This is a genomic window from Skermanella rosea, from assembly GCF_016806835.2.
In the GTDB taxonomy this organism is placed as follows: domain Bacteria; phylum Pseudomonadota; class Alphaproteobacteria; order Azospirillales; family Azospirillaceae; genus Skermanella; species Skermanella rosea.
This window is the reverse complement of sequence record NZ_CP086111.1, coordinates 4,322,285-4,344,007: the sequence shown is the minus strand read 5'-3', so window position 1 is coordinate 4,344,007 and position 21,723 is coordinate 4,322,285. Positions and strand designations below refer to the sequence as shown.

Annotated in this window: 21 protein-coding genes; 12 read left to right on the top strand and 9 right to left on the bottom strand. The window is 69.2% G+C overall.

Annotated features, from left to right (window positions below; all coding sequences use genetic code 11):
* Positions 1 to 337 precede the first annotated feature (337 nt).
* The 5 genes from JL101_RS20305 to JL101_RS20285 all read left to right on the top strand — a co-directional run bounded on the left by JL101_RS20305 (position 338) and on the right by JL101_RS20285 (position 5,603).
* The gene (locus JL101_RS20305; protein WP_203097582.1) at positions 338 to 1,408 is read left to right on the top strand and encodes an ABC transporter substrate-binding protein; all 1,071 of its coding nucleotides are present in this window, start codon (positions 338 to 340) and stop codon (positions 1,406 to 1,408) included.
* A gap of 80 nt (positions 1,409 to 1,488) precedes the next feature.
* A complete protein-coding gene (locus JL101_RS20300; protein ID WP_203097583.1) occupies positions 1,489 to 2,394 on the top strand; it encodes an ABC transporter permease in 906 nt (301 codons plus the stop codon).
* A complete protein-coding gene (locus tag JL101_RS20295) occupies positions 2,391 to 3,194 on the top strand; it encodes an ABC transporter ATP-binding protein (RefSeq protein WP_228435006.1) in 804 nt (267 codons plus the stop codon). Before JL101_RS20300 ends, JL101_RS20295 begins: the two co-directional genes overlap by 4 nt.
* A 13-nt stretch (positions 3,195 to 3,207) precedes the next feature.
* Complete coding sequence (locus tag JL101_RS20290; protein ID WP_203097584.1) at positions 3,208 to 4,047, top strand: carbon-nitrogen hydrolase family protein; 840 nt, start codon at positions 3,208 to 3,210, stop codon at positions 4,045 to 4,047.
* 17 nt (positions 4,048 to 4,064) lie between these two features.
* A complete protein-coding gene (locus tag JL101_RS20285; protein ID WP_203097585.1) occupies positions 4,065 to 5,603 on the top strand; it encodes an amidohydrolase family protein in 1,539 nt (512 codons plus the stop codon).
* 5 nt (positions 5,604 to 5,608) lie between these two features.
* Here JL101_RS20285 and JL101_RS20280 read toward each other — a convergent pair whose 3' ends face one another.
* From JL101_RS20280 to JL101_RS20255, 6 genes are read right to left on the bottom strand one after another with little or no spacing between them, the layout of a single operon-like run.
* The gene (locus tag JL101_RS20280; protein ID WP_203097586.1) at positions 5,609 to 6,229 is read right to left on the bottom strand and encodes an MSMEG_1061 family FMN-dependent PPOX-type flavoprotein; all 621 of its coding nucleotides are present in this window, start codon (positions 6,227 to 6,229) and stop codon (positions 5,609 to 5,611) included.
* 20 nt (positions 6,230 to 6,249) lie between these two features.
* The gene (gene fhuF, locus JL101_RS20275) at positions 6,250 to 6,987 is read right to left on the bottom strand and encodes a siderophore-iron reductase FhuF (RefSeq protein ID WP_203097587.1); all 738 of its coding nucleotides are present in this window, start codon (positions 6,985 to 6,987) and stop codon (positions 6,250 to 6,252) included.
* Between the two features lie 4 nt (positions 6,988 to 6,991).
* The gene (gene fhuB, locus JL101_RS20270; protein WP_228435004.1) at positions 6,992 to 9,025 is read right to left on the bottom strand and encodes a Fe(3+)-hydroxamate ABC transporter permease FhuB; all 2,034 of its coding nucleotides are present in this window, start codon (positions 9,023 to 9,025) and stop codon (positions 6,992 to 6,994) included.
* Positions 9,018 to 9,911, bottom strand: a complete 894-nt coding sequence (locus JL101_RS20265; RefSeq protein ID WP_203097588.1) for an ABC transporter substrate-binding protein — start codon at positions 9,909 to 9,911, stop codon at positions 9,018 to 9,020. Before JL101_RS20265 ends, fhuB begins: the two co-directional genes overlap by 8 nt.
* The gene (locus JL101_RS20260; RefSeq protein ID WP_203097589.1) at positions 9,908 to 10,687 is read right to left on the bottom strand and encodes an ATP-binding cassette domain-containing protein; all 780 of its coding nucleotides are present in this window, start codon (positions 10,685 to 10,687) and stop codon (positions 9,908 to 9,910) included. Before JL101_RS20260 ends, JL101_RS20265 begins: the two co-directional genes overlap by 4 nt.
* A 6-nt stretch (positions 10,688 to 10,693) precedes the next feature.
* Positions 10,694 to 12,859, bottom strand: a complete 2,166-nt coding sequence (locus JL101_RS20255) for a TonB-dependent siderophore receptor (protein WP_203097590.1) — start codon at positions 12,857 to 12,859, stop codon at positions 10,694 to 10,696.
* A gap of 262 nt (positions 12,860 to 13,121) precedes the next feature.
* On the opposite strand from JL101_RS20255, the gene JL101_RS20250 reads away from it, so the two are divergent.
* Positions 13,122 to 13,652: an aspartyl/asparaginyl beta-hydroxylase domain-containing protein gene (locus JL101_RS20250; RefSeq protein ID WP_203097591.1), complete on the top strand. Its 531-nt coding sequence runs from the start codon at positions 13,122 to 13,124 to the stop codon at positions 13,650 to 13,652.
* Between the two features lie 71 nt (positions 13,653 to 13,723).
* Positions 13,724 to 15,139 carry a nucleobase:cation symporter-2 family protein gene (locus JL101_RS20245; protein WP_228435002.1) on the top strand — a complete coding sequence of 472 codons (1,416 nt, stop codon included), beginning with the start codon at positions 13,724 to 13,726 and terminating at the stop codon, positions 15,137 to 15,139.
* Positions 15,140 to 15,248: 109 nt separating this feature from the next.
* On the opposite strand, the gene JL101_RS20240 is transcribed toward JL101_RS20245, so the two are convergent.
* The 3 genes from JL101_RS20240 to JL101_RS20230 all read right to left on the bottom strand — a co-directional run bounded on the left by JL101_RS20240 (position 15,249) and on the right by JL101_RS20230 (position 17,322).
* Positions 15,249 to 15,800, bottom strand: coding sequence for a 2,4'-dihydroxyacetophenone dioxygenase family protein (locus JL101_RS20240; RefSeq protein ID WP_203097592.1), 552 nt, complete (start codon positions 15,798 to 15,800; stop codon positions 15,249 to 15,251).
* 10 nt (positions 15,801 to 15,810) lie between these two features.
* The gene (locus JL101_RS20235) at positions 15,811 to 16,650 is read right to left on the bottom strand and encodes an SDR family NAD(P)-dependent oxidoreductase (RefSeq protein WP_203097593.1); all 840 of its coding nucleotides are present in this window, start codon (positions 16,648 to 16,650) and stop codon (positions 15,811 to 15,813) included.
* A gap of 90 nt (positions 16,651 to 16,740) precedes the next feature.
* The gene (locus JL101_RS20230; RefSeq protein WP_203097594.1) at positions 16,741 to 17,322 is read right to left on the bottom strand and encodes a hypothetical protein; all 582 of its coding nucleotides are present in this window, start codon (positions 17,320 to 17,322) and stop codon (positions 16,741 to 16,743) included.
* Between the two features lie 546 nt (positions 17,323 to 17,868).
* Between JL101_RS20230 and JL101_RS20225 the strand changes: the two genes are divergently transcribed.
* The 5 genes from JL101_RS20225 to JL101_RS20205 all read left to right on the top strand — a co-directional run bounded on the left by JL101_RS20225 (position 17,869) and on the right by JL101_RS20205 (position 21,717).
* On the top strand, positions 17,869 to 18,414 hold the full coding sequence (locus tag JL101_RS20225; RefSeq protein WP_203097595.1) for a YgjV family protein: 546 nt from the start codon (positions 17,869 to 17,871) through the stop codon (positions 18,412 to 18,414).
* Positions 18,415 to 18,523: 109 nt separating this feature from the next.
* Positions 18,524 to 18,718 carry a hypothetical protein gene (locus JL101_RS20220; RefSeq protein WP_201078115.1) on the top strand — a complete coding sequence of 65 codons (195 nt, stop codon included), beginning with the start codon at positions 18,524 to 18,526 and terminating at the stop codon, positions 18,716 to 18,718.
* Positions 18,719 to 18,946: 228 nt separating this feature from the next.
* The gene (locus tag JL101_RS20215; protein ID WP_203097596.1) at positions 18,947 to 19,291 is read left to right on the top strand and encodes a hypothetical protein; all 345 of its coding nucleotides are present in this window, start codon (positions 18,947 to 18,949) and stop codon (positions 19,289 to 19,291) included.
* A 111-nt stretch (positions 19,292 to 19,402) separates the two neighbouring features.
* Entirely contained in the window at positions 19,403 to 19,726 is a 324-nt protein-coding gene (locus JL101_RS20210) for a hypothetical protein (RefSeq protein ID WP_203097597.1), read from the top strand.
* 155 nt (positions 19,727 to 19,881) lie between these two features.
* Complete coding sequence (locus JL101_RS20205; protein WP_203097598.1) at positions 19,882 to 21,717, top strand: MHYT domain-containing protein; 1,836 nt, start codon at positions 19,882 to 19,884, stop codon at positions 21,715 to 21,717.
* Positions 21,718 to 21,723: the final 6 nt, after the last annotated feature.

Below are 21,723 nucleotides of genomic sequence, written 5' to 3'. Positions count from 1 at the left end.
CCCGGCCGGGTGGATCTTCGATCAGCATAATGACGTATGCACCGATTCGGTGCATTTGCCGCATATCCGGGCGTTCGGGCCGCGGTCGGCGCCTGAAATTCCGGCGCTTCACGGGGCGTGGGGCGGAATCCGGAACTGGCACGGCGGTTGCGTATGGGAATCCATCAGCGCAGAGCGATCGACGCTCTTTCGGGTTGGCGTGCCCATTGTATGGACTCCGTGCAATGGCAGGCGCAGTGAAGGACTTTCAGTTCAGGCGCCGCTCCGGTCCCCTCGTCGGGTGGAGACATGACCTTGTGCGGGCTCCATGCGGTCTTTCAACCGGCTGGAGTGGACCATGTGCGATCGTGACGGCACCTTCTTCCGCAAATTCTCGTCGGCCGAAATATCCCGGCGCGGCTTCCTGAAGACCTCGGCCGCCGGTGCCGCGACGGTGGCGATCCCCGCCCATCTGGCGGCCCTGCTGACCCCGAAAGCCGCGCATGCCGCGACCACGGTCAAGGCGACCCACGGCTCGGGCTTCTGCAACATGGGCATCTTCCTTGCCAAGGAGCGGGAGCTGACCAAGGCCGACGGCGTCGACCTGGAATTCGTCGTGACGCCGTCCAACACCGAGATCACGACCATGTTCGGGGCCGGGCTGGTCGATATCTCGATGATCCCGTACTCCAACTTCATGACCCTCTACGATGCCGGCGCGCCGGTCCGCATCGTGGCCGGCGGCGGCGTCCAGGGCTGCATCATCGTGGCGAAGGAAGGCATCAAGTCGGCCGCCGACCTGAAGGGCAAGAGCTTCGGCACCTTCCAGGCCGACACGCTGGAGGTGCTGCCCTACGACTACCTGAAGCAGGCCGGCATGAGCTTCCAGGACGTCGATGTCCGTTACCTGAACACCTCGCCCGAACTGGCCCAGGCCTTCATCGCCGGCGCCGTGGACGCGATCTGCCATATCGAGCCCTATGCCTCCCAGTGCGTGATGGGGCGCCCCGGCGCCACCGTGCTGTCGGACGGCACCGACCTTTACGGCAAGGGCTATTCCGACTGCGTGCTGGCCGCCCGCATCCCTCTGCTGGAGAGCGATCCGGGCGCGGTCAAGGCGGTGATCAAGGCCTTGATGGTAGCCCAGTCGCAGGCCGAGTCCGACAAGCAGGCCGCCCTCAACGACACCGTCGGCAGCTATTACAAGACGACCATGGAGGCGGCGCTGGACGCGTCCAACAAGCAGCCGATCGTCGTGGACCAGCGCAACCAGCAGCAATTCATCATCGACCGGGGCCGGTCGATGCAGGAGCTGGGCTATATCCGCAACATGCCCGACGCCGGCGCCTTCGACTGGAGCCTGCTGGACCAGGTCATCGCCGAGAACGGCGAGCTTTACGGCTCCCTCAACCTGAAGTCCGCAGCCTGATCCCGCCTTTTGACCCGAAGCAAGAGAGGCCGCGCCCCGCAGGCGCGGCCATCCCGCTACCGGAAGCAACCTGCATGAGCATGACCACCAAAACGGAGATCGGCGCCCTGGGACGGGGGAGCGGCCAGAGCGCCGCCGTCCGTCCGCCGGTATCGCCGAAGCTCCGCCGCCATGTCGTCTCCCTCGGCTGGGGATTGGCGTCCATCGGCCTGTTCACCGCGATCTGGGAGATCCTGTGGGCGGTCGGCTGGGCCAACCCGCTGCTGCTGCCGCCGCCGCACCTGTTCCTCCAGGACATACCCGGCACGCTGGCCTATTTCGACCAGACCAACAGGGTTGGCAGCCGGGGGACGGGCAGCGGGCTGACCGGGCTCCTCCTGACGATCCTGTGGACGACCAGCCGCGTCGTGCTGGGCCTGACGCTTGGCTTCGTGCTGGGCGTCGCGGTCGGCGCCATGGTCCATTACGTCAGGTTGGTCCGCAACCTGCTGCTGCCGACGATCCTGCTGCTGGCGCCGATCTCGCCGGTGGCTTGGCTGCCGGTCGCGATCTTCGTGTTCGGCATCGGCGACGTGCCGGCGATCTTCCTGGTGTTCATCACCGTGTTCTTCGCGATCGTGCTGTCCACCGTCGCCCAGTTCGAGAGCGTGCCGAAGAACTACCTGCATGTCGCCCGGATCATGGGGGCGACCGAGGCGCAGACCTTCTGGCGCGTGATCCTGCCCGCCATCCTGCCGAGCCTGTTCATGACGCTGCGGCTGAACCTGTTCGCCGCCTGGATGGTCGTGCTGATCGCCGAGGCGGTCGGGGTCGGCACCGGCCTGGGCCAGATCACCAGCATGGCGCGGGCCACCTTCAACGCCAAGTTGGTCTTCTTCACCATGGCGATCATCGGCGTGCTGGGCTTCCTGTTCGACTGGGGGCTCCGCACCATCCAGGGCCGCATGCTGTGGTGGGTAGCCCCCGGCCAGGGAGGTTCGCGATGACAGCGGCAAACGAACCGGTCCATCCCGCCGTCTCGATCCGGGACGTCGCCAAGACCTGGATGCCGGAGGGCCGTCCGCCGGTCCACGCGCTTCGGAACCTGAGCCTGGACATCATGCCGGGCGAGTTCGTGGTGCTGCTGGGGCCTTCGGGCTGCGGGAAATCCACGCTGCTCTACATGATCGCCGGGCTCGAGGGCGCCTCCGGCGGCAGCATCGAGCAGGACGGCATCCCGGTGACCCAGCCGTCCGCCGAGCGCGGCCTGATCTTCCAGGATGCCTCGCTGTTCCCCTGGCTGACCATCGCCGACAACGTCGCCTTCGGGCTGTCGGTGAGGGGCGTCCCGGTGACGGAGCGGCGCGCGGTCGCCGCCGACATGCTGCGGTCGGTGGGCCTGGGCGACATGCTGGACAAGAAGCCGGACGAACTGTCGGGCGGCATGCGCCAGCGCGCCGCCTGCGCGCGGGCGCTGGCGATGCGGCCCAAGGTGCTGATGATGGACGAGCCGTTCGCGGCGCTCGACGTCCAGACCCGGTCGAAGATGCAGGACTTCCTGCTCCAGATCTGGCGGGACAGTGGCGCCTCGGTGATCCTGGTCACCCACTCCATCGACGAGGCGATCTCGCTCGCCGACCGGGTGGTCGTCTTCACCGCGCGTCCCGGCCAGGTCAAGACCATCGTCCCGATCGACCTGCCGCGCCCCAGGCCCAGCCGCGACCCGCGCTACCACGAATATCGCGACCTCTTCACCGAGCTGCTGGCCGACGAGGTGGACCGCGCCTTCGCCGAACAGGAAGCGTAGGGGCCGATCCTTCATGGAAAGATTCTTTCGAGTCGGCGCGGCCTCGACGGGGCCGGCCGGCGGCGGGGAAGGCTGCGCCCTCGCCGGGGCGGAGCGGGCCGCCGAGGCGCTCGCCGGGGCCGGCGCCGATCTGGTGATCCTGCCGGAGCTGTTCGCCGTGCCCTATGCCGCGGCGGAGGACCCCGGCCGCTTCGGTCATCCCGCCGAACCGCTGGACGGTCCGACCGCGGCATGGGCGGTTGGGGTGGCGTCCCGCCTGGGCGTCCCGATCCTGTTCGGCATGGCGCTGTCGCCGGACGGGCCGGGCAGGCCGCTCAACGCGGCGGTCCTCGCCCGGCCGGAAGGTATCGCCGAAACGATCGCGCTGAAGATCCACCTGCCGCCCGCCGCTCCCGGCCAGCCGTTCGGCGAGGCCGATCATTTCGATGCCGGTCCGGCCAGGATCGGGACCGTCCGGGTCGGGCCGATCCGGCTGGCGGCGCTGGTCTGCTACGACCGCCGGTTCCCCGAATGCTGGCGCGCGGCGGCCGCGGCGGGGGCCGACATCGTCGCGGTGCTGGTGGCGGGCCCGGCGCCCGACGATCCCGACGGCATCTTCCTGGCCGAACTGCGCACCCATGCCCGGGCCAACGCGGTCTATGCCGTCTCGGCAGCCCGATCCGGTATCGAAACGATCAACGGCCGCAGCGTCCGCCACGATGGCGACACGGTCGCGGTCGGTCCGGACGGCGCGGTCGTCTCCGGTCCGGGAGCCGCCGTGCTCGCCGACATCGATCCCGCCCGCCTCTCGCTCGCCGCGGAACGCAACCCGACCGCCCGCCGGCTCCGCACCCTCATTCCCCAACGATCATGAACACCAAGGAGTCCCCCATGGGAGACCTCATCGTCCAGGCCCGCTGGGTCGTCACCGGCATCCAGGACCGCCACACCCCCGTCGTCATCGAGGACGGCGCGGTGCTGTCGCGCGGTGGCGTCGTCGCCGCCGCCGGAACCCTCGACGAGATGAAGCGACTTGCCCCGCTGGCGTCGGTGCGCAGCTATCCGGACCATGTCATGCTGCCGGGCTTCGTCAACAGCCACCACCATGTGGGCCTGACGCCGCTCCAGCTCGGCTCGCCGGACCACGCGCTGGAGCTGTGGTTCGCCAGCCGGATGCCGGCCCGCCGGATCGACCTCTACCTCGACACGCTGTATTCCGCTTTCGAGATGATCTCGTCCGGAATCACCACCGTGCAGCATATCCATGGCTGGATGCAGGGCGGCTACGACGCGGTCCACGGCGCCGCCTCGAAGGTGCTGGGGGCCTACCGCGACCTCGGCATGCGCGCGTCCTACTGCTATGCCGTGCGCGAGCAGAACCGGCTGGTCTACGAGGCCGACGAGGCCTTCTGCGAGCGCCTGCCGGGGCCGCTCGGCGCCGACCTGCTGAAGTATCTGAAGTCGCAGGCCCTGCCGTTCGAGGATTTCCTGACCCTGTTCGACCAGCTGACGCGCGAGAACGAGGGCCAGCGCCTGACCCGCATCCAGCTGGCGCCGGCCAACCTGCACTGGTGCACCGACGAGGGGCTATTGGCGCTGAACGAGAAGTCGAAGGCCGCCGGCGTGCCGATGCACATGCACCTGCTGGAGACCGCGTACCAGAAGGAGTACGCGATGCGCCGCACCGGCAAGACCGCCGTGCGCCACCTACACGACCTGGGCCTGCTCGGCCCGCGCATGACGCTCGGCCACGGCGTCTGGCTGAACGAGGAGGAGATCGACATCGCCGCCGACACCGGCACCTGCATCTGCCATAACTGCTCGTCCAATTTCCGCCTGCGCTCCGGCATCGCGCCATTGAACTTCTTCGAGAAGAAGGGGATCACCGTCGGCATGGGCCTGGACGAGGCCGGGATCAACGACGACCGCGACATGCTCCAGGAGATGCGGTTGGCGCTGCGGGTCCACCGCACGCCGGGGATGGAGGACGACGTGCCGACCTGCCCGCAGGTGCTGAAGATGGCGACCGAGTCGGGCGCCCGCACCACCGCCTTCGGCGAGCAGATCGGCCGCCTGGACCCCGGCCGCTTCTTCGACGCTGTGCTGATCAACTGGAAGACGGCGACGTACCCGTTCCAGGACCCCGATATCCCGATGCTGGACGCCGTCATCCAGCGGGCCAAGACCAACGCGGTCGACGCGGTCTATATCGACGGCGACCTGGTCTACGCCGAGGGCCGCTTCACCCGCATCGACCGCGACCAGGTGCTGGCGGAGATCGCCGAGACCCTCTCCAGGCCGCGCACGCCCGACGAGGTGGCCCGCCGGGAACTCGGCAACGCCGTGTTCCCGCACGTCAAGTCCTTCTACGACGGCTACATCCGGGAGGGGGAGGCGAAGCCGTTCTACGGCCAGTCCGCGATGTTCTGAGGATTTCAGGCCCGGACCTTGCGGGACGACGGCGCGACAGACGACAGGGCCACGTGGGCCTCGAAGACGGTGCGGGCGCTGGGCAGCGCCGACAGGTCCACGTGTTTCTCCGGGTTCCACAGGTCGGCGACGGCGATGGCGCGCGGGCAGTGGATGAAGGCTTCGGTCACGGTGATGACGATGGCGGAGCGGGGCTGCTTGCCACCCTCCGCGAGGCGGGAGAGCAGGCCGGGATGGGCGGACAGCCTCGCCCGGCCGTTGACCCGGAACACCTCGCCCATGCCCGGCAGCAGGAAGACCAGCCCGACCGCCGGGTTCTGGACGATGTTGCGCAGGCTGTCGAGCCGGTTGTTGCCCGGCCAGTCCGCCAGCAGCAGCGTGTGGTCGTCGTGGACCTGGACGAAACCGGGCTTGCCGCCGCGCGGCGAGCAATCCAGGCCGGAAGCGCCGGCCGTCGCCATCACCAGGAAGGGGGATGCCGCGATCAGCGTGCGGGAATGGTCGTCCATCCGGTCGATCTGCTTGCCGACGACCTTCTCGTGCGGCGTCGGATAGCGGGCGGCCAGGGCTTCGACGCCGTGGATGCCATGGGCGTCGTCGAACCAGTCGGTCGTGTCATGGTCCATGGGGCGGGAGTCCTTTCGGGTCAGTGTTCGCGGCGGCTCGCCCGGAGCGCCAGGGGGCAGTAGGGGCACAGGTCACGGCCGGGGACGCGGTACAGCAGGCAGCAGACCTTGCGCCAGGCCTGCCGGCCGTCCGGTCCGTCGGTATAGCGCATCGGCTCGTCCAGCGCATTGGGCCGGCCGTCCGGCCAGGCGCCCGCGTGGATCAGGGCATGGGCTTCGGCGAGCGCCGGGGAGGCCGGGTCCTCGCCGGCGAGCAGTTCGACCACCCAGTGCAGGTAGCCGGCGGCGTTGGCCCAGAGCACGCGCGGCGAGACGGCGGCCTGGGCGGCGAGGCCGTCGATCAGCGGTTCCAGATGGTCGCGGGCGAGCGCCCGAAGCATGTCGGCCGCGGCGACCGGGTCGCCGTCGGTCCCCGCGTGCGGCAGGACGATCGCGGCGGGGAGGCCGTCGTCGTTCAACTGGACCGCCGTTTCGGACAGGTCGAGCGGGAGCGTCCGGCCGGCCAGCAGCGCGCCCAGCACCACCGGGGGGATCAGGGTGTAGAAGTAATGGCGCGACCAGAGGGAGAGCAAGGCCCGCGCTTCCCCGTCGGGATGGCGGGACCGCAGGGTTCCGAGCGCCAGGTCCAGGCCGCCCACGGCGACCAGGGCCGCGGCCGGGATGGCGCCCGGGGCGGACGAGGGCGGCACCAGACGGGCGCCGAACCGGCCGGCCGGGCCGGTCAGGAACTCGAAGGGGGCGGGAACGGGAGTTTCCATCGCGTCAACCTCGGCCGGAGCCCGCGGGGCGGGCCAGCAGCCACATCAGGTAGGGGCCGCCGACCAGCGTCGCGAACAGGCCGACCGGAAGCTGGTAGGGAAACGCCAGCGTCCGCGACAGCCAGTCCGACAGACCCATCAGGAGGGCGCCCAGCAGGACGGCGCCCGCCAGGTGGGTCAGCGGCCGGCGCAGCCCGGCCAAGCGGGCGAGGTGCGGCGCCATCAGCCCGATGAAGCTGAGCGGGCCGACCACCAGCGTCGCCGCCGCGCTGAGCAGGGCCGCCAGCACGATCAGGTACAGCCGGCTGCCGCCCAGCGGAAGCCCGAGGCCGCGGGCGGCGGTCTCGCCCAGCGGCAGGACCTCCAGCCAGCGGGCGGTCGGCGGCACCGCCAGCAGCAGGACCAGGGCGGCGGCGCCGGCCAGGAGGGCGTCCTGCGCTTCCGTGCCGTAGGTCGATCCGGTGATCCAGCCCAGCAGCTGGAACGCCCGGATGTCGCCGCTCGCCATGATGGCGGCCAGCACCGCGCCGCAGAACGACGCCAGCGCCACGCCGGCCAGCAGCAGCCGTTCCGGCGCGAAGGAGGAGCGGCGGGCCAGCAGGAGCATGACGCCCAGCGCCGCCGCCGCTCCGGCCGAGGTGGCGCCGAGCTGTTCCATCCGGCCCGGGGCGGCGGCGGTCAGCATCAGCACGGCGAGGCCGAGCCCGGCGCCGGAGCTGATGCCGAGCACTTCCGGGCTCGCCATGGGGTTGCCGGTCAGGCGCTGGAGGATGGTCCCCGCCGCCCCCAGCATCGCGCCGGCCGCGACGGATGCCGCGAGGCGCGGACCCCGCCAGGGCAGCAGCCGGTCGAACTGGTCGCCGGTCGCCAGGGTCCAGCCGTCCGGCCCGGTTCCGAGCGCCAGCGCCGCCCAGCACAGCAGCGGCAGCGCCAGGGCCAGCCCGGCGACCAGCCGCCAGGGATGCGGGACGGTGCGCCCGATCCCGGTCGAGGCGGTCCCGGCGTCGGTCGGCCCGGCCAGCGCGTGCAGCCGGGGCAGCATCCAGAGCAGCAGCGGCCCGCCCAGCATGGCGGTCATGGCGCCGGTCGGGACCAGGCTGGCCTGACCGCCGGCGAGGGTCTGGGTGGCGGCGTCGGCCAGCCACAGCAGCAGGGCGCCGATGACGGGAGCCCACACCATCACCTGCCGCGGGTTCCGGGCGCCGGCGAGACGGGCGAAGGTCGGCGCCGCGAGGCCGACGAAGCCGATGATTCCGACCAGCGCCACCACGGAGGCGGCCAGCCAGACCGCCACCAGCAGGACGCCGAGCCGTGTCGCGTGGAGCGCCACGCCGAGATTGCGGGCCGCCGCGTCGTCCAGTCCCAGCAGGACCAGCGGGCGCATCAGCAGGGTCGCGGCGATGCCGGCGGCCGCCAGGCGGGGCAGCAGTGTCAGGGCGTCGCCCCAGCCCTGCTGGCTGAGCGAGCCGCCGCCCCAGATGAACAGCGACATCAGGTACTCGCCGTTCAGCAGGATCAGGGTGCCGCCGAGGGCGGCGCAGGTCAGGCCGACCACCAGGCCGGACAGCACGACGGAGACCGGGCGGAGGCCCTGGCGCCACGACAGCGCCAGGACCAGCAGCATGGATGCCACCGCGCCGGCCAGCGCCACCGCCTCGCGCGAGGCTTCCATCAGGGCGGGGGCGTGCAGCGTCGCCGCGCCGAGGGCGAGCTGGGCGCCGGTCGAGATGCCGAGCGTCGAGGGTTCCGCGATCGGGTTGCGCAGCACCCGCTGGAGCAGCGCGCCGGACAGCCCGAGCGCCGCCCCGCACAGCAGCGCCATCGCGAGGCGGGGCAGGGCGCTGTAGTGGAACAGCACCTGGTCCATGTCCGTCAGGTCCGGCGCCAGCAGCGCGCCGGGCCAGCGGGCCACAGGGAGCAGGAGATGGAGTTCCCGGAACGCCAGGACGGCGGCCGTCAGGCCCAGCGCCAGGGCCAGCAGGGCCGGGCCGCGCGGCATTGCCGGCGTGTGGCGGCGGGGGGCGGCGAGGTCAGCCATCGGCGGGCTCCCCGGTCAGGCGCGGCACCAGCAGATCCGCGAAGCGGGTGGCGGCGGGCAGCGCGCCGAAGGAATTGACGGCAGGCAGGCGGACCAGGGAACCGGCGCGCACGCCGGGCAGCGCGTGCCACAGCGGGCTGGAGTGCAGCACCGGCTCGACCCCGGGAGGCGTCGGCTCGACCACGACCAGGACGGCGTCCGGCATCTCCGCCAGCCGCTCGATGCCGACGGTGGCCGAGGCCCGGTACTGCGTCCGGTCGGTCCAGGCGTTGGGCAGGCCCAGCCGTTCCAGCACCGAGCCGAGCAGGCTGTCGGCGCCGAAGGTGCGGATATGGCGGCTGTCGCCGAAATTCATCACCAGGACGGGGCGCCGGTCGGTTCCTGCCAGGAGGCGGCGGTGGGCGTCCATGGCCGCTTCTGTCGTTTCGACCAAGTCGCGGGCGGCGTCGGCCCGGCCCAGCAAGGCGCCCAGCTCGGCGGTTTCGGCCAGCGCGCGGGCATAGGGGCGGCCGTTCGGGGCGTTGATCGAGGATTCCCGCACCGGCGCGATCCGGCCGAGGCGGTGGCGGATGCCGGCGTAGAAGTGGGAGCTGAGGATCAGGTCGGGGGCGGTCCGCAGCAGCAGCTCCAGGTTGGGCGCGCCGCGCAGGCCCAGGTCGGCGACGGGGGCCGGGACTGGGGGCGTCACGACCCAGCGAGCGTAGTGGGCCAGTTCGGTCCCGGCGACCGGCACGAGGCCGAGCGCCAGCACCGTCTCCAGCATGGCCCAGTCCACCGCGGCGACGCGCGACGGTGCGGGCGCCGCGGCGAGGTCGGACGGCAGCAGGCCGAGCAGGGCGGCGGCCCCGCAGAAGGCCCGCCGGGACAGGGCGGCGCTACCTCTCATTGGACGTAGCCGATCGGCTGGCCGGTCGCCGGGTGGGGAAGCACGCCCATGGGCAGGCCGTAGATCCGCGCCAGCATCTCCGGCCGCATGATCTCCGCCGGCGAGCCGCGCGCGACCAGCCGGCCGCCGCCGAGTGCCAGGATCTCGTCGCAATAGCGCGCCGCCATGTTGACGTCGTGCAGGACGACGACGACGCCCAGCGACCGTTCCAGGCTGAGCCGGCGCACGAGGGCCAGCACCTCGACCTGGTGCGCCACGTCGAGGGCGGAGGTCGGCTCGTCCAGCAGCAGGCATTCGGTGTCCTGGGCCAGCATCATGGCGAGCCAGGCGCGCTGCCGCTCGCCGCCGGACAGGGTATCGACCAGCCGCCCGGCCAGGCCCGCCATGCCGGTGCGCGCGATCGCCTCCTCCACGGCCGCCCGGTCCGCCGCCGTGACCCGGCCCAGCGCGCCGTGCCAGGGGAAGCGGCCGAGCGCCACCAACTCGCGCACGGTCATGCCGTCGGCGGCCGGGGTGAACTGGGGCAGGTAGGCCACCTTGCGGGCGAAGGCGCGCCCGGCCCAGTCGCCGACCGGCCGGCCGGCGAACCGGACGGTGCCCCGGGTGGGCTTCTGCTGCCCGGCCAGCAGCTTGACCAGCGTGCTCTTGCCCGACCCGTTGGGGCCGATCAGCCCGTGGATGCGGCGTCCGGCCAGGGTCAGGTCGAGCGGATGGAGCAGGTCGCGGCCGGGCACGCCGAAGGCGGCGCCCTGGAGTTCGTAGAGGTTTCCGTCCAAGGCGGGTTACCAGCGGTATGTCAGGGTGGAGATCACCGCGAGGCGGTTGCCGTAGTAGCAGCCGCCGACGCTGCCGCACGACGTCACGTATTCCTTGTCGAACAGGTTGTTGGCGTTGAGGGCGAGGCGGAAACGGTCGAAATCGTACCGGATCGCGGCGTCGAACAGGGTGACGCCGGGCACCTTGATGTCGTTGGCCTCGTTGCCGAAGCGGGAGCCGACATGGCGCACGCCGGCGCCCAGGCCGAAGCCTTCCAGCACGCTGCCCTCGGGGAAGCTGTAGTCGCCCCACAGGCTGGCGAGGTGCTCGGGCACGGCGGCGAGCCGGTTCCCCTCGGTCCCGGTGTTGCTCTCGGTCACTTCCGAGTCGAGGTAGGTATAGGCGGCGGTGACGTCCAGGCCCTGCATCAGGCTGGCGGTCGCCTCCAGCTCGATGCCGCGGACCCGCGCCTCGCCGGTCTGGACCTGGAAGGTCGGGAAGTCGGGGTCGGTGGTGGTGACGTTGGTCCGGGTCAGGTCGAACAGGGCCGCGGTGAAGAAGCTGTTGCTGCCGGGCGGCTGGTACTTGACGCCGACCTCGTACTGCTCGCCCTCGGTCGGCTCGAAACTGCCGCCGCCGCGCTGGGGCGCCTGGGTCCCGATCACCGGGTCGAACGAGGTGGTGTAGCTGACATAGGGGGCGAAGCCGCTGTCGAACAGGTACATCAGGGCGGCGCGGCCGGTGAAGGCGCTGTCGTCCTGCGTGGTCTCCGCGCCGGTGATGCGGCTGCGCTGCTCGGTCTCGACCCAGTCGTGGCGCCCGCCCAGGGTCAGCAGCCACTTGTCGAGCCTGACCTGGTCCTGGACATAGACGCCGAGCTGGCTGAGGTCGTCGTCGCGGTCGGTCCCGATCGGGGGCAGGGCGATCGCCTGCCCGTAGACCGGATTCAGCAGGTCGAGCGACGGGGCGGCGCCGAATCCCGTCTGGGTGTCGCCCCAGAAGCGGCGGTAATCCACGCCCAGCAACGCCGTGTGGCCCAGCGGGCCGGTGACGAACTTCGCCTGTCCCGAGGTGTCGACATTGACGGTGTCGGAGCTTTCCCGCTGGACCAGGCTGCCGCGCTGGAGCGTGCGCTGGTCGGCGGCCAAGCCCGACGTGAACAGCGTGTCGTAGTCGAAACTGAGATGCAGGTACCGGGCGTTCTGCCGGATCGTGAAGGTGTCGTCGATGCGGTGCTCGAAGTCGTAGCCGATGCTGGACAGCTCCAGCTCGCTGTCGCGGAAGGTCGGCTCGCCCGGGTAGAAGCTGGTGGAGATGTCGCCGAACGGGCTGCCGAAGAGGGTGCCGACGGCGGGCAGGCCCGGCGGCGACTGCGCCTCGTCGTGCTGGAACCGGCCGAGCAGGGTCAGCCTGGTGTCGGCGTCGGGCTTCCAGGTCAGCGCCGGGGCGACGAACCAGCGGTCGTCCTCCACATGGTCCATCTGGGTGTCGCTCTTGCGGCCCAGCGCCGTCAGCCGGTAGAGGAATTGCCCCTCCTGGTCGAGCGGTCCGCCCAGGTCGAAGGAGCCCTGGTAGCGGTCGTGGCTGCCGGCCTGGAGGTTGACCTCGCCGAAGCTCTGTTCGGTCGGGCGCTTGCTGACCATGTTGACCAGCCCGCCCGGCACCGACTGGCCGTACAGCACGGAGGAGGGGCCGCGCAGCACCTCGACCCGCTCCAGGCCGTAGGGCTCGATCGCCGGCGCGCCGAAGGTGCGCAGGATGCGCAGCCCGTCCAGGAACTGGTTGGGGCCGGCGCTGAACCCGCGGATATTGGGATCGTCGAATCGCGGGTCGGCGATGGTGCCGGAGAAGGTGCCGGCGGTGTAGCCCAGCGCCTCGCTGATGGACTGCACGGCGCGGTCGTCGAGCTGGTCGCGGGTGATGACGGAGATCGACTGCGGCGTCTCGATCAGCGGCGTGTCGGTCTTGGTAGCGGTGGACGTCACCGGCGCCACGTAGCCCTGCACCGGGCTGGTGCCGGTCGGGGCCGTGGTTTCGACCGAGATGGGCGGCAGGACGATCTGGCCGCCGTCCGTCTCCTGGGCGGAAGCCCCGGCGGGAAGGGTCGCGGGAAGGGCCACGGGAAGAATTGTGATCGCCGCGGTTCCCAGCAGCCTTGCCAGGAGGGGAATTGGGCGAGTTTCGGAAGGCATGGGGATTTTCCCGCAGAAGACAGAACAGGGCGGCCGGTCGGGGAGGCGCCGGGACGGTGCTGCGGGACGCTAATGATAATGCGAGTGACTTGCAATAGTTTTGGTTGGGGTAGTCAATCGAGGGGATTGCGGACGATATGCCTGGGCGGGCGTGAAGTCGGCGCCACCTGAAGCTCAAAACCGCAGCGGCGATTGCCCCTTCGGAGCATTCTGTGCCATTATATTTCTCTTTTGAGTTACATTGTATTCACGAGGTTCAATCATGTTCATGGACCCGGCGCAGGTGCCGGAACTGGCCGCCCTCTCCGACGCCTGGATGGATATCCGGGCCGAATTGCTCGCCCTCTCCAAGGAGTATTTCATCGCCTGGCCCGAGAAGAGCATCTATGACGGGAACTGGACGGTGTTCCCGCTCTACAAGTTCGGCCAGAAGGTGGAGGAGCATTGCGCGCTCTGCCCGCGCACCACCGAGGCGATCGAGGGGATTCCCGGACTGCTGACCGCCGGTTTCTCCTCCCTGGCGCCCGGGACCTATATCGGGCCGCATTTCGGCTACACCAGCGAGGTCCTACGCGCCCATCTGGGGCTGCTGACGCCCCCCGACTGCGCGATCCGGGTCGGGCCGGAGACCAAGTCATGGACCCCCGGCGGCCTGATGCTGTTCGACGACACGACCGAGCACGAGGCCTGGAATCGCAGCGGCGAGACGCGCGTCGTCCTACTGCTCGACTTCAAGCGCGATCCCGCCGCCGACGTCCATTATCCCGACCACGTGCTGGCCTACGGGCAGTGACGGCAGCGGGGCGCCGGATCGGTGGAATTATGGCGTAATTGTTGCAATCCTCTGCGCCTCAGGATGCATTCTTGGCGCAGAGGACCCTTATGGCGACCACCACCCACCCCGTGGACCAACGACTGCCGCTGCCGCGGCTGATACCCCTGGCCTTGCAGCACGTGCTGGTGATGTATGCCGGTGCGGTTGCGGTGCCGCTGATCATCGGGCGGGCGCTGAGCCTGCCGCCGGAGGACGTCGCCTTCCTGATCAGCGCCGACCTGTTCGCCTGCGGGTTGGCGACGCTGGTGCAGTGCCTGGGTTTCCCCGGAGTCGGCATCCGGTTGCCGGTCATGATGGGCGTGACCTTCGCCTCCGTCGGGCCGATGCTGTCCATGGCCGCGGCGCCTGATATCGGGCTCTTGGGGATCTACGGCTCGGTCATCGCGGCGGGTGTGTTCGGGATCGTGGTTGCCCCTTTCATCAGCAGATTACTGCCTCTTTTTCCGCCGGTCGTGACCGGCACCATCATCCTGGTGATCGGCATCTCGCTGATGCGGGTCGGGATCAATTGGGCGGGCGGCGGGCTGCCGATGCTGACCAAGATGGTGGACGGCGTGCCGGCGGCCTTCCCCAATCCCAATTACGGGCAGGTGGCCGGGCTGGGCATCGCGCTGTTCGTGCTGCTGGTGATCCTGGCGCTGATTAAGTGGGGCAAGGGGTTCGTCGCCAACATCGCGGTGCTGCTGGGCATCGTCGCCGGGTCGGTCCTCGCGGCGTCGCTGGGCCTGATGCACTTCGGCAAGGTCGCGACCGCGGCGTGGTTCGACCTGGTGCTGCCCTTCCATTTCGGCATGCCCCAGTTCCACCTGATCCCGATCCTGACCATGTGCATCGTGATGCTGGTCGTCATGATCGAGTCGCTCGGCATGTTCCTGGCGCTGGGCGACATCACCGGCCGCGAGGTGAACCAAGCCTCGCTGACCCGAGGCCTGCGCGCCGACGGCGTCGGCACGCTGCTGGGCGGCATCTTCAACACCTTCCCCTACACCTCGTTCTCGCAGAATGTCGGTCTGGTCGGCATCACCGGCGTCCGCTCGCGCTGGGTCACGGTGGCGGGCGGCGTGATCATGCTGATCCTGGGCCTGCTTCCCAAGATGGCGGCGCTGGTCGAGGCGGTGCCGGTGGTGGTGCTCGGCGGGGCGGGTCTGGTGATGTTCGGCATGGTCGCGGCGACCGGCGCCCGGATCCTGACCGCCGTCGATTTCCGCAACAACCCGAACAACCTGTTCATCGTCGCGATCTCCATCGGCTTCGGCATGATCCCGCTGGTGGCGCCGAACTTCTTCAAGAATCTGCCCCACGCCCTGCACCCGCTGCTGGAGTCCGGCATCCTGCTGGCCGCCATCGTCGCGGTCGCGCTGAACGCCTTCTTCAACGGCATGAAGAGCGCGGAGCATGCCCGCGGCGAGGCCTCCGCGGCGGCAGCGGCGGCCGAGCACGTGTGAGGGAGGCGGGACCCAACCTATTGTGGGTCTGGTAGAGCGAAGCGGCACCCGGCAAGTGGACGGGGTGGTGTCGGGTGCCGCAATCTAAACTTGGCTCCGGCTCCCCGCCTCACCGCACCAGCCGTTGGACGTGGTCGGCGCCGAGGCCGATCGCCTCGAAGTGGCGGCGGGCGTTGGCGAGCTTGGTGAAGACGTCCTCGTAGCCCAGCGCCTCGCCCTGGGGATCGACATAGGTGTAGCCGCCGGTCACGTGGAACAGGGTCACCATCTCCTCCACGCCCTCCGGCACGACCAGCGTGTGGGTCTCGCCCGGCGGTTCGAAGGCGTAGTCGCCCTCGCGGGCGACCCAGTCATGCTCCAGATAGTGCCACGAGCCACGCAGGGTGAAGGCGTGGACCGGACCGGAATGGCGGTGGCGGGACAGTACGCCGGACTGGCGGACCTTCAGCAGGTTGACATAGTAGCCCTGGCTGACGTTGAGGATCAGCGGCTTGAACCAGACGCCGTCGGCCTGGGGCACCCAGGAACTGTCGTCGTCGCCAAGGTCGAGGGCGCCGCCGAAGAAGATGTCCGGCATCATGCCGAAAGGCTGCGGCTTCTGGTAGGCGACCCGGCTGGGGTCCTGGCGTGCGGTGGCGGTATCGTTCGCTGTGGCGGTCATGATGTCCCTTTCAGCCCTTCGGGTCGAACTTCTCGAACTCTTCCTTGTACAGCGGATGCCAGCGGGACAGGGGGGGACGATTGCGGATGATGTCCTCGGCCGCCCAGCGGATGCGCTTCTCGTCCATCTCCCGGGTCACGTCGTTGTCCGGGCAGAGGATATAGAAGTCGCCTGCGGCCATGGCGGGCAGCATGAAATCGATGACCTGCTCGGGCGTCCAGGCTCCCGGCGGTTTCTCCGAAACGCGGACGCGGGTGAAGCCGGTGAAGGTGAAGCCGGGGATCAGCAGGTGGGCGGTTACCTGGCAGCCCTCGGTATTGCGCAGCTCGTGGGCGAGCGCTTCGGTCACGACCTTCACGCCGGCCTTGGTCACGTTGTAGGCGGTGTCGCCGGGCGGGCAGGTGATGCCCTGCTTGGAGCCGGTGTTGACGATGGCCGCCGCTGTGTTCTGGGCGATCATGGCCGGGCCGAAGACCTGCACGCCGTGGACGACGCCCCACAGGTTGGTGTCCAGGATGGCCCGCCAGCGCGCAGGATCGCCGAACAGCCCGCCGCCGCCCTCGCGGCCGGCATTGTTCATCAGGACGGCGACTTCGCCGAAGCGGTCCAGGACCTTGTCCCGGAGGCGCTCGACCTGGGCGCGATCGGAGACGTCGGTCGGGACCGCCAGGGTCTCGGTGGTGCCGCCAAGCTGGGATGCGGCTGTTTCCAGGGTGTCCGCATCGATGTCGGCCATGCAGACCTTCATGCCGAGCGCCGCGAAGCGACGTGCCGCGGCAAGGCCGATGCCGCTGGCCGCCCCGGTGACGACGGCGACGCGGCCGGGTGCCAGGGCAGGGTGGTTCGACATATCCATTTCCTCTTCCCGTGGGGCCTATTCCCCGGGAAGGAAACACGTCGGCGGCGGGAAGTTTCAAGCCCTCGCGCGCAGGGCGTCCGGTCAGCGCTTCGAAGCGGGAGGACGGCGGGGCAGGTCGAACAGGGAGGTGTAGGAGGAGGCGTGCGCGGCGTCCCGCGGGGCGGGTTGGGCGGGCTTGGCGGGGGCGGCGGGCCGGTCCAGCTCGGTGTCCACCTCGACGTCCTCGAACCGGCCGCCCATGCGGGCGAAACGGCGCGCCAGTTCGGCTTCGCTGATCAGCCATCCGCGCGGGCAGCCGGAGCGGGAGATCAGGCCGTTCGAGTTCAGGTCGTCGGAATCGTCGTCGTCCAGTTCGAAGTCGTTGTCGGCCTGCATGGCGGACGCGGCGGCCGAGATCCGCTCGGCGGCGGTGCGATCGGGAACGCCGACGGTGCGGTCCGTCACCGTCGGGCGGTCGCCCAAGCCGCGCGGGTCGATGCGCCGGTTGGGCCGGCGGGGCAGGGGGCGGGGACCCCGCAGGTAGGTGTCGCCGTCGGGCCGCTTCGCGCCGCCAGTGTCGATGCCGCTCGAAGGACCGGGAGAATCCAGCAGGTGCCGACCCGTGAGGGCCTGTCCGAGCAGGTAGGAACCGTTGTCCTTACCGGAATTCTGATCGTCCTTCATGGTCGACGTGCTCCATACGCAGCGTGATCTTGCTGGGATCTGAAATACGGCTCGTTAAGTTAATGAATGATTACCCAATTCGCAGGAGTTAGATGCGAAACCAATTTTGCCATCCCTTTGCAATACAAGGAAAATCCATGGAATTTTGCAGCGAAGCCGCGTCTGTGAGATAGGTCATATGTTCAAAGTCGTTAACGACCCTGAACTATCTAACTTTGTTCGGAACTTCGTTCCTGGCGTATGCGGAAAGGCTCGGTAACGAAATCTTAAAGCCGGCGGACAGACGGCGAATGCACCCGGACTCCGGCGGCCGGCCTGTCCCAGCCGGCCTGGGGACCGCCGGCGAGTCGGCTCTTCCTCCCGGCCGCTCCATTCGGAATGGTGTCATCCGATAATGCGGGTGTGTCCGGCATGTGACAAGTGCGCTATCGAGGGCACAGTTTCCGCATGGCTCACCAGCGAACATCGCACGACAGCCCGATCATCGGTCGAGGTATATACAATACGGTCTTTTCCCCTCCCTCCCATGCAGTGCTGTCCAGAGCCATGCTCGCCGAAATTTTTGGCATCACCGGCGTCGTTGCCGGTTCGTCCTGGGGTTTCCTCAAGGACCGCCGCGCCATTCTCGCGGTCCAGGCCTTCGCCACCGTCATGTTCGGCATCCATTACGGACTGCTCGGCGCCTGGAGCGGCTCGGCCATGTGCGCCGTGACCCTGGTCCAGGCGGTGGCCTCGCTGCCCGAGCGCCGCAACCGCGCGACCACGATCCTGTTCTGGTCCACGGTCCCGATGATCGCCCTGCTGACCGTCCTGACCTGGAACGGGCTCGCTTCGGCCGGCGCCGCGTTCGGCATGGCGATGGCGACGCTGGGCCGCTGGCAGACCGACACCTTCAAGCTGCGCGGCTTCTTCATCCTTTGCTCCATGGGTTGGGCGACGCACAACATGGTGGTGGGCTCGCCGTTCGGGCTGGCATCGGACACCATGTGCTTCGTCAGCAATCTCTGGCGCCTCCGGACAGAACTGGGGCTTCGTCGCCCGCGCAGGACGCCGCCGGCTCCCGCGCTTCCGGGGCTCGCCGCTTCAACGTGACGCAGGCTGCGGCGCCGCAGCCTCCTGCCGGTCGGTCGATGAACGTCCCGTGGTGCCGTTTCGCACTGCGGGATGTTGAGTCTTCACGCACCCACGACAGGAGGCTTCCGTGCAGAACCTTTATACCGCCAAGAACCCCTTCATGAGCGTCTGGCTCTCGGCCTTCAACTCCTCGGCCGGTATGATGCGCGGCGCCTGGAACGCCGAAATCCAGCGTCAGCAGCAGGAGTTCATCCAGAACTGGATCCGTATGTCCATGCAGTTCTGGATGCCCATGCTGACGCCGCCGCGAGATCGCAAGTAACAGGGACTTCCAGGACAGGTTGATCGGCATCTTCCGCAGGTGCTGTCAACCTGATCCGGCAATCGGCGCGAGTATGTCCATCCCGAATGCGCCGCACCGCGTCCCGATCGGGCCAATACGATGGATGCAAACCACCTATAGCTTTTTTGCAGTGCAAAAATTCATGTTTTCCTAACCAAGGTCTATTATATATCCTCGCAGTTTGTTGCACTGCGAAAGGACTTCACAATGCGTCGCATCATCGCCGCTGCCGCCCTGGCCCTCCTGGTTCCCTCGGTCGCTTCGGCCGCCGACGTCGTGAGCGCCGATCAGGCCCGTACCGTCTCCCTGCGCGACGGTTCCGCCGTGGTCTATTTCACCAATTCCTCGGACAAGTTCGAAGTCGTCACCACCGTCGTCGCGGACGACCGGTCGCCGGCCCTGCGTTTCACCCACGACCTGGCCGCCGGCCAGTCGGCCGTGATCGAGCTGGCCGGTGACGAGGGTACGCCCGCCGCCCGCCTCGTGCTGACCCGCGACGGCGACAAGCTGCGCGTCGACTCCGCGACCCGGACCGCCGCGACCGGTCTCTGACCGCGACCATCCGGGCAGGGAGCGGCATCCCGGCCGCTTCCTCCGCCCGGGTCGGAATAACCCCCCGGTGCGGCTGTTGATCCTTGCACACGAACCTGCAAGGTGACCCCCATGGGTATCCGTACCCTGCTCGCATCAGCGTCCCTGCTCCTATTGTCCGCTCTCCCGGCGCAGGCCGATTGGGACCGGCATGGGGACCGTTGGGGCAGGCAACTGCATTCCAATCCGTACCAGTCCCACAGCCTGAAACGGGCCTGCGATTTCGGCAACCGCCGCGCCTGCGTCGAGTTGGGCGAGATCATCGGGGAGCGCCGGGCGGCGCGCCGCGAGCGCGTCTGGCGCCAGGACGACTTCGGCCGGCGCCACTGGCAGGCCCCGCCGCACTATCATCGCCCGCCGCCGCCCAGCGTATGGTGGCGGTTCGACGTCAGGTGATGCCTAGGACCTGACGGCCGCCCGGCCTTTGGGCATACATCCCTTCTATCCGGAACAGGGAAGGGCCGAAAGGTCAGGTGCGGGCGGGCCTGGACCGTCGTATAAGCCTCCTCGCAACCTAAGGGAGGCTGTAAATTGACGGGACGACCATGGGAATGAGCGGGCATTACAGCACCGCGCTCGTGCTGCTGTCCTACGCCATCGCCGTCTTCGCCTCGTTCACCGCCCTCGACTTGGCCACCCGCGTCCGCACCACCGATGGAACGGGCGCCAGGGCCTGGATCGCCGCCGCCGCCGTCGCGATGGGCGGCGGCATCTGGGCGATGCATTTCGTCGGCATGCTGGCCTGGATGATGCCGATGCCGGTCGCTTATGACTCCGGCATCACCGTCGCATCGCTGCTGCTTCCCATCGTCGTCACCGGCATCGGCCTGTTCGTCGTCAATGCCGACGCATCCTCCACCGGACGGACCCTGGCCGCCGGCACCCTGATGGGAGCCGGCATCGTCTCCATGCATTATCTCGGCATGTCCGGCATGAGGATGCAGGCCCGGCTGGACTATGATCCCGTGCTGGTCGCGGTGTCGGTGCTGATCGCCATCGTCGCCTCTGTCGCGGCGTTGCGGCTGGCGTTCCGCACCGGTTCGGGGCTCCAGCGGTTCGCCGCCGCGGGCGTCATGGGGCTCGCCGTCGTCGGCATGCACTATACCGGCATGGCGGCCGCGACCTTGGTGATGGATGCGGACCTGCCGGCCCCGAGCGGCGACGGGCTGGACCAGACCGTGGTCGGCACCCTGGTGACGGTGGTCAGCTTCGTGCTGCTTTCCATGGCCCTGGCCTCGGCGATGATCGACCGTCGGCTGGCCCGGCGGGAAGCCGGCATGCTGCGTTCCAGCGAACTGCGTTTCCGGGCGCTGGTGCAGAATGCGTCGGATGCCATGCTGCTGACCGACCATGCCGGGACCATCGGCTTCGCCAGCGGCCCCGTCGATCGGATTTTCGGCCGGTCCGAAACCGCGCTGCTGGGACGCCTCGCCGCGGAGGTCGTCGAGGGAGACGGCGGGAACATCGCCGAACTGGTCTCCGACTCGGCGGCCAAGCCGGGCGAAAGCGTCAGCCGGACGGTAAGGACGGAACTGCCCGAAGGCGGCTACCGGACCCTGGAGGTGATCGCGACCAACCTGCTGCACCAGCCCGCGGTGGCCGGGATCGTCCTGACTTTCCGCGACCTGACCGAACGCCTGCGGCTGGAGGAGGAACTGGACCAGACGTCGCGCCTCGCCACGCTGGGAACCATGGCCGCCGGCATAGCCCATGAAATGAGCCAGCCGCTCAACGCGATCTCGCTGTGGAGCGAGGACGCGCTGCTGGCCATGGAGGACGGCGAGTTCGACAGGGACCACATGAAGCAGGTCATGAAGGTGGCGGTCGAGCAGGCGCAGCGCCTGCGCGCGATCGTCGACCACATGCGCGTCTTCAGCCGCCGCGACACCGGCACGACCGAGGTCTTCGACGTGCGGGACAGCCTGAAGGTCGCGGTCCAGCTGGTCGAACGGCAGTTCGCGGCGGAGGGCGTCACCGTGGCGCTCGCTCTGCCCGAGGAGCCGGCCCAGGCACGGGGCCGCCCGCTCCAACTCGAACAAGTCGTGCTGAACCTGCTGACGAATGCCCGCGACGCCGTCCAGGACAGGGTCGCGGTCGCGCCCGACCGGGACAGCCGGATCGACGTCGCGGTCCGGACCGACCCGGCGGCCGGCACCCTGGTGATCTGCGTTTCCGATACCGGCACCGGCATCAAGCCGCGCGACATGGCCCGCATCTTCGATCCCTTCTTCACGGTCAAGGAGGCCGGGCGCGGGACCGGCCTGGGCCTCGCCATCAGCTTCCGGATCGTCGAGGCGCTGGCGGGCCGCATCACCGCCGCCAATGTCGTGGCGGACGGCACGGTGACCGGCGCCCGTTTCGAGGTCCGGCTGCCGCTTGTGGAATAAGCACAA

Bases quoted from the DNA above. Each gene is read 5' to 3' on its own strand.
- JL101_RS20305 (WP_203097582.1), top strand. From the start codon at position 338: ATGTGCGATCGTGACGGCACCTTCTTCCGCAAATTCTCGTCGGCCGAA.
- JL101_RS20300 (WP_203097583.1), top strand. From the start codon at position 1,489: ATGACCACCAAAACGGAGATCGGCGCCCTGGGACGGGGGAGCGGCCAG.
- JL101_RS20295 (WP_228435006.1), top strand. From the start codon at position 2,391: ATGACAGCGGCAAACGAACCGGTCCATCCCGCCGTCTCGATCCGGGAC.
- JL101_RS20290 (WP_203097584.1), top strand. From the start codon at position 3,208: ATGGAAAGATTCTTTCGAGTCGGCGCGGCCTCGACGGGGCCGGCCGGC.
- JL101_RS20285 (WP_203097585.1), top strand. From the start codon at position 4,065: ATGGGAGACCTCATCGTCCAGGCCCGCTGGGTCGTCACCGGCATCCAG.
- JL101_RS20280 (WP_203097586.1), bottom strand. From the start codon at position 6,229: ATGGACCATGACACGACCGACTGGTTCGACGACGCCCATGGCATCCAC.
- fhuF (WP_203097587.1), bottom strand. From the start codon at position 6,987: ATGGAAACTCCCGTTCCCGCCCCCTTCGAGTTCCTGACCGGCCCGGCC.
- fhuB (WP_228435004.1), bottom strand. From the start codon at position 9,025: ATGGCTGACCTCGCCGCCCCCCGCCGCCACACGCCGGCAATGCCGCGC.
- JL101_RS20265 (WP_203097588.1), bottom strand. From the start codon at position 9,911: ATGAGAGGTAGCGCCGCCCTGTCCCGGCGGGCCTTCTGCGGGGCCGCC.
- JL101_RS20255 (WP_203097590.1), bottom strand. From the start codon at position 12,859: ATGCCTTCCGAAACTCGCCCAATTCCCCTCCTGGCAAGGCTGCTGGGA.
- JL101_RS20250 (WP_203097591.1), top strand. From the start codon at position 13,122: ATGTTCATGGACCCGGCGCAGGTGCCGGAACTGGCCGCCCTCTCCGAC.
- JL101_RS20240 (WP_203097592.1), bottom strand. From the start codon at position 15,800: ATGACCGCCACAGCGAACGATACCGCCACCGCACGCCAGGACCCCAGC.
- JL101_RS20235 (WP_203097593.1), bottom strand. From the start codon at position 16,650: ATGTCGAACCACCCTGCCCTGGCACCCGGCCGCGTCGCCGTCGTCACC.
- JL101_RS20230 (WP_203097594.1), bottom strand. From the start codon at position 17,322: ATGAAGGACGATCAGAATTCCGGTAAGGACAACGGTTCCTACCTGCTC.
- JL101_RS20225 (WP_203097595.1), top strand. From the start codon at position 17,869: ATGCTCGCCGAAATTTTTGGCATCACCGGCGTCGTTGCCGGTTCGTCC.
- JL101_RS20215 (WP_203097596.1), top strand. From the start codon at position 18,947: ATGCGTCGCATCATCGCCGCTGCCGCCCTGGCCCTCCTGGTTCCCTCG.
- JL101_RS20210 (WP_203097597.1), top strand. From the start codon at position 19,403: ATGGGTATCCGTACCCTGCTCGCATCAGCGTCCCTGCTCCTATTGTCC.
- JL101_RS20205 (WP_203097598.1), top strand. From the start codon at position 19,882: ATGAGCGGGCATTACAGCACCGCGCTCGTGCTGCTGTCCTACGCCATC.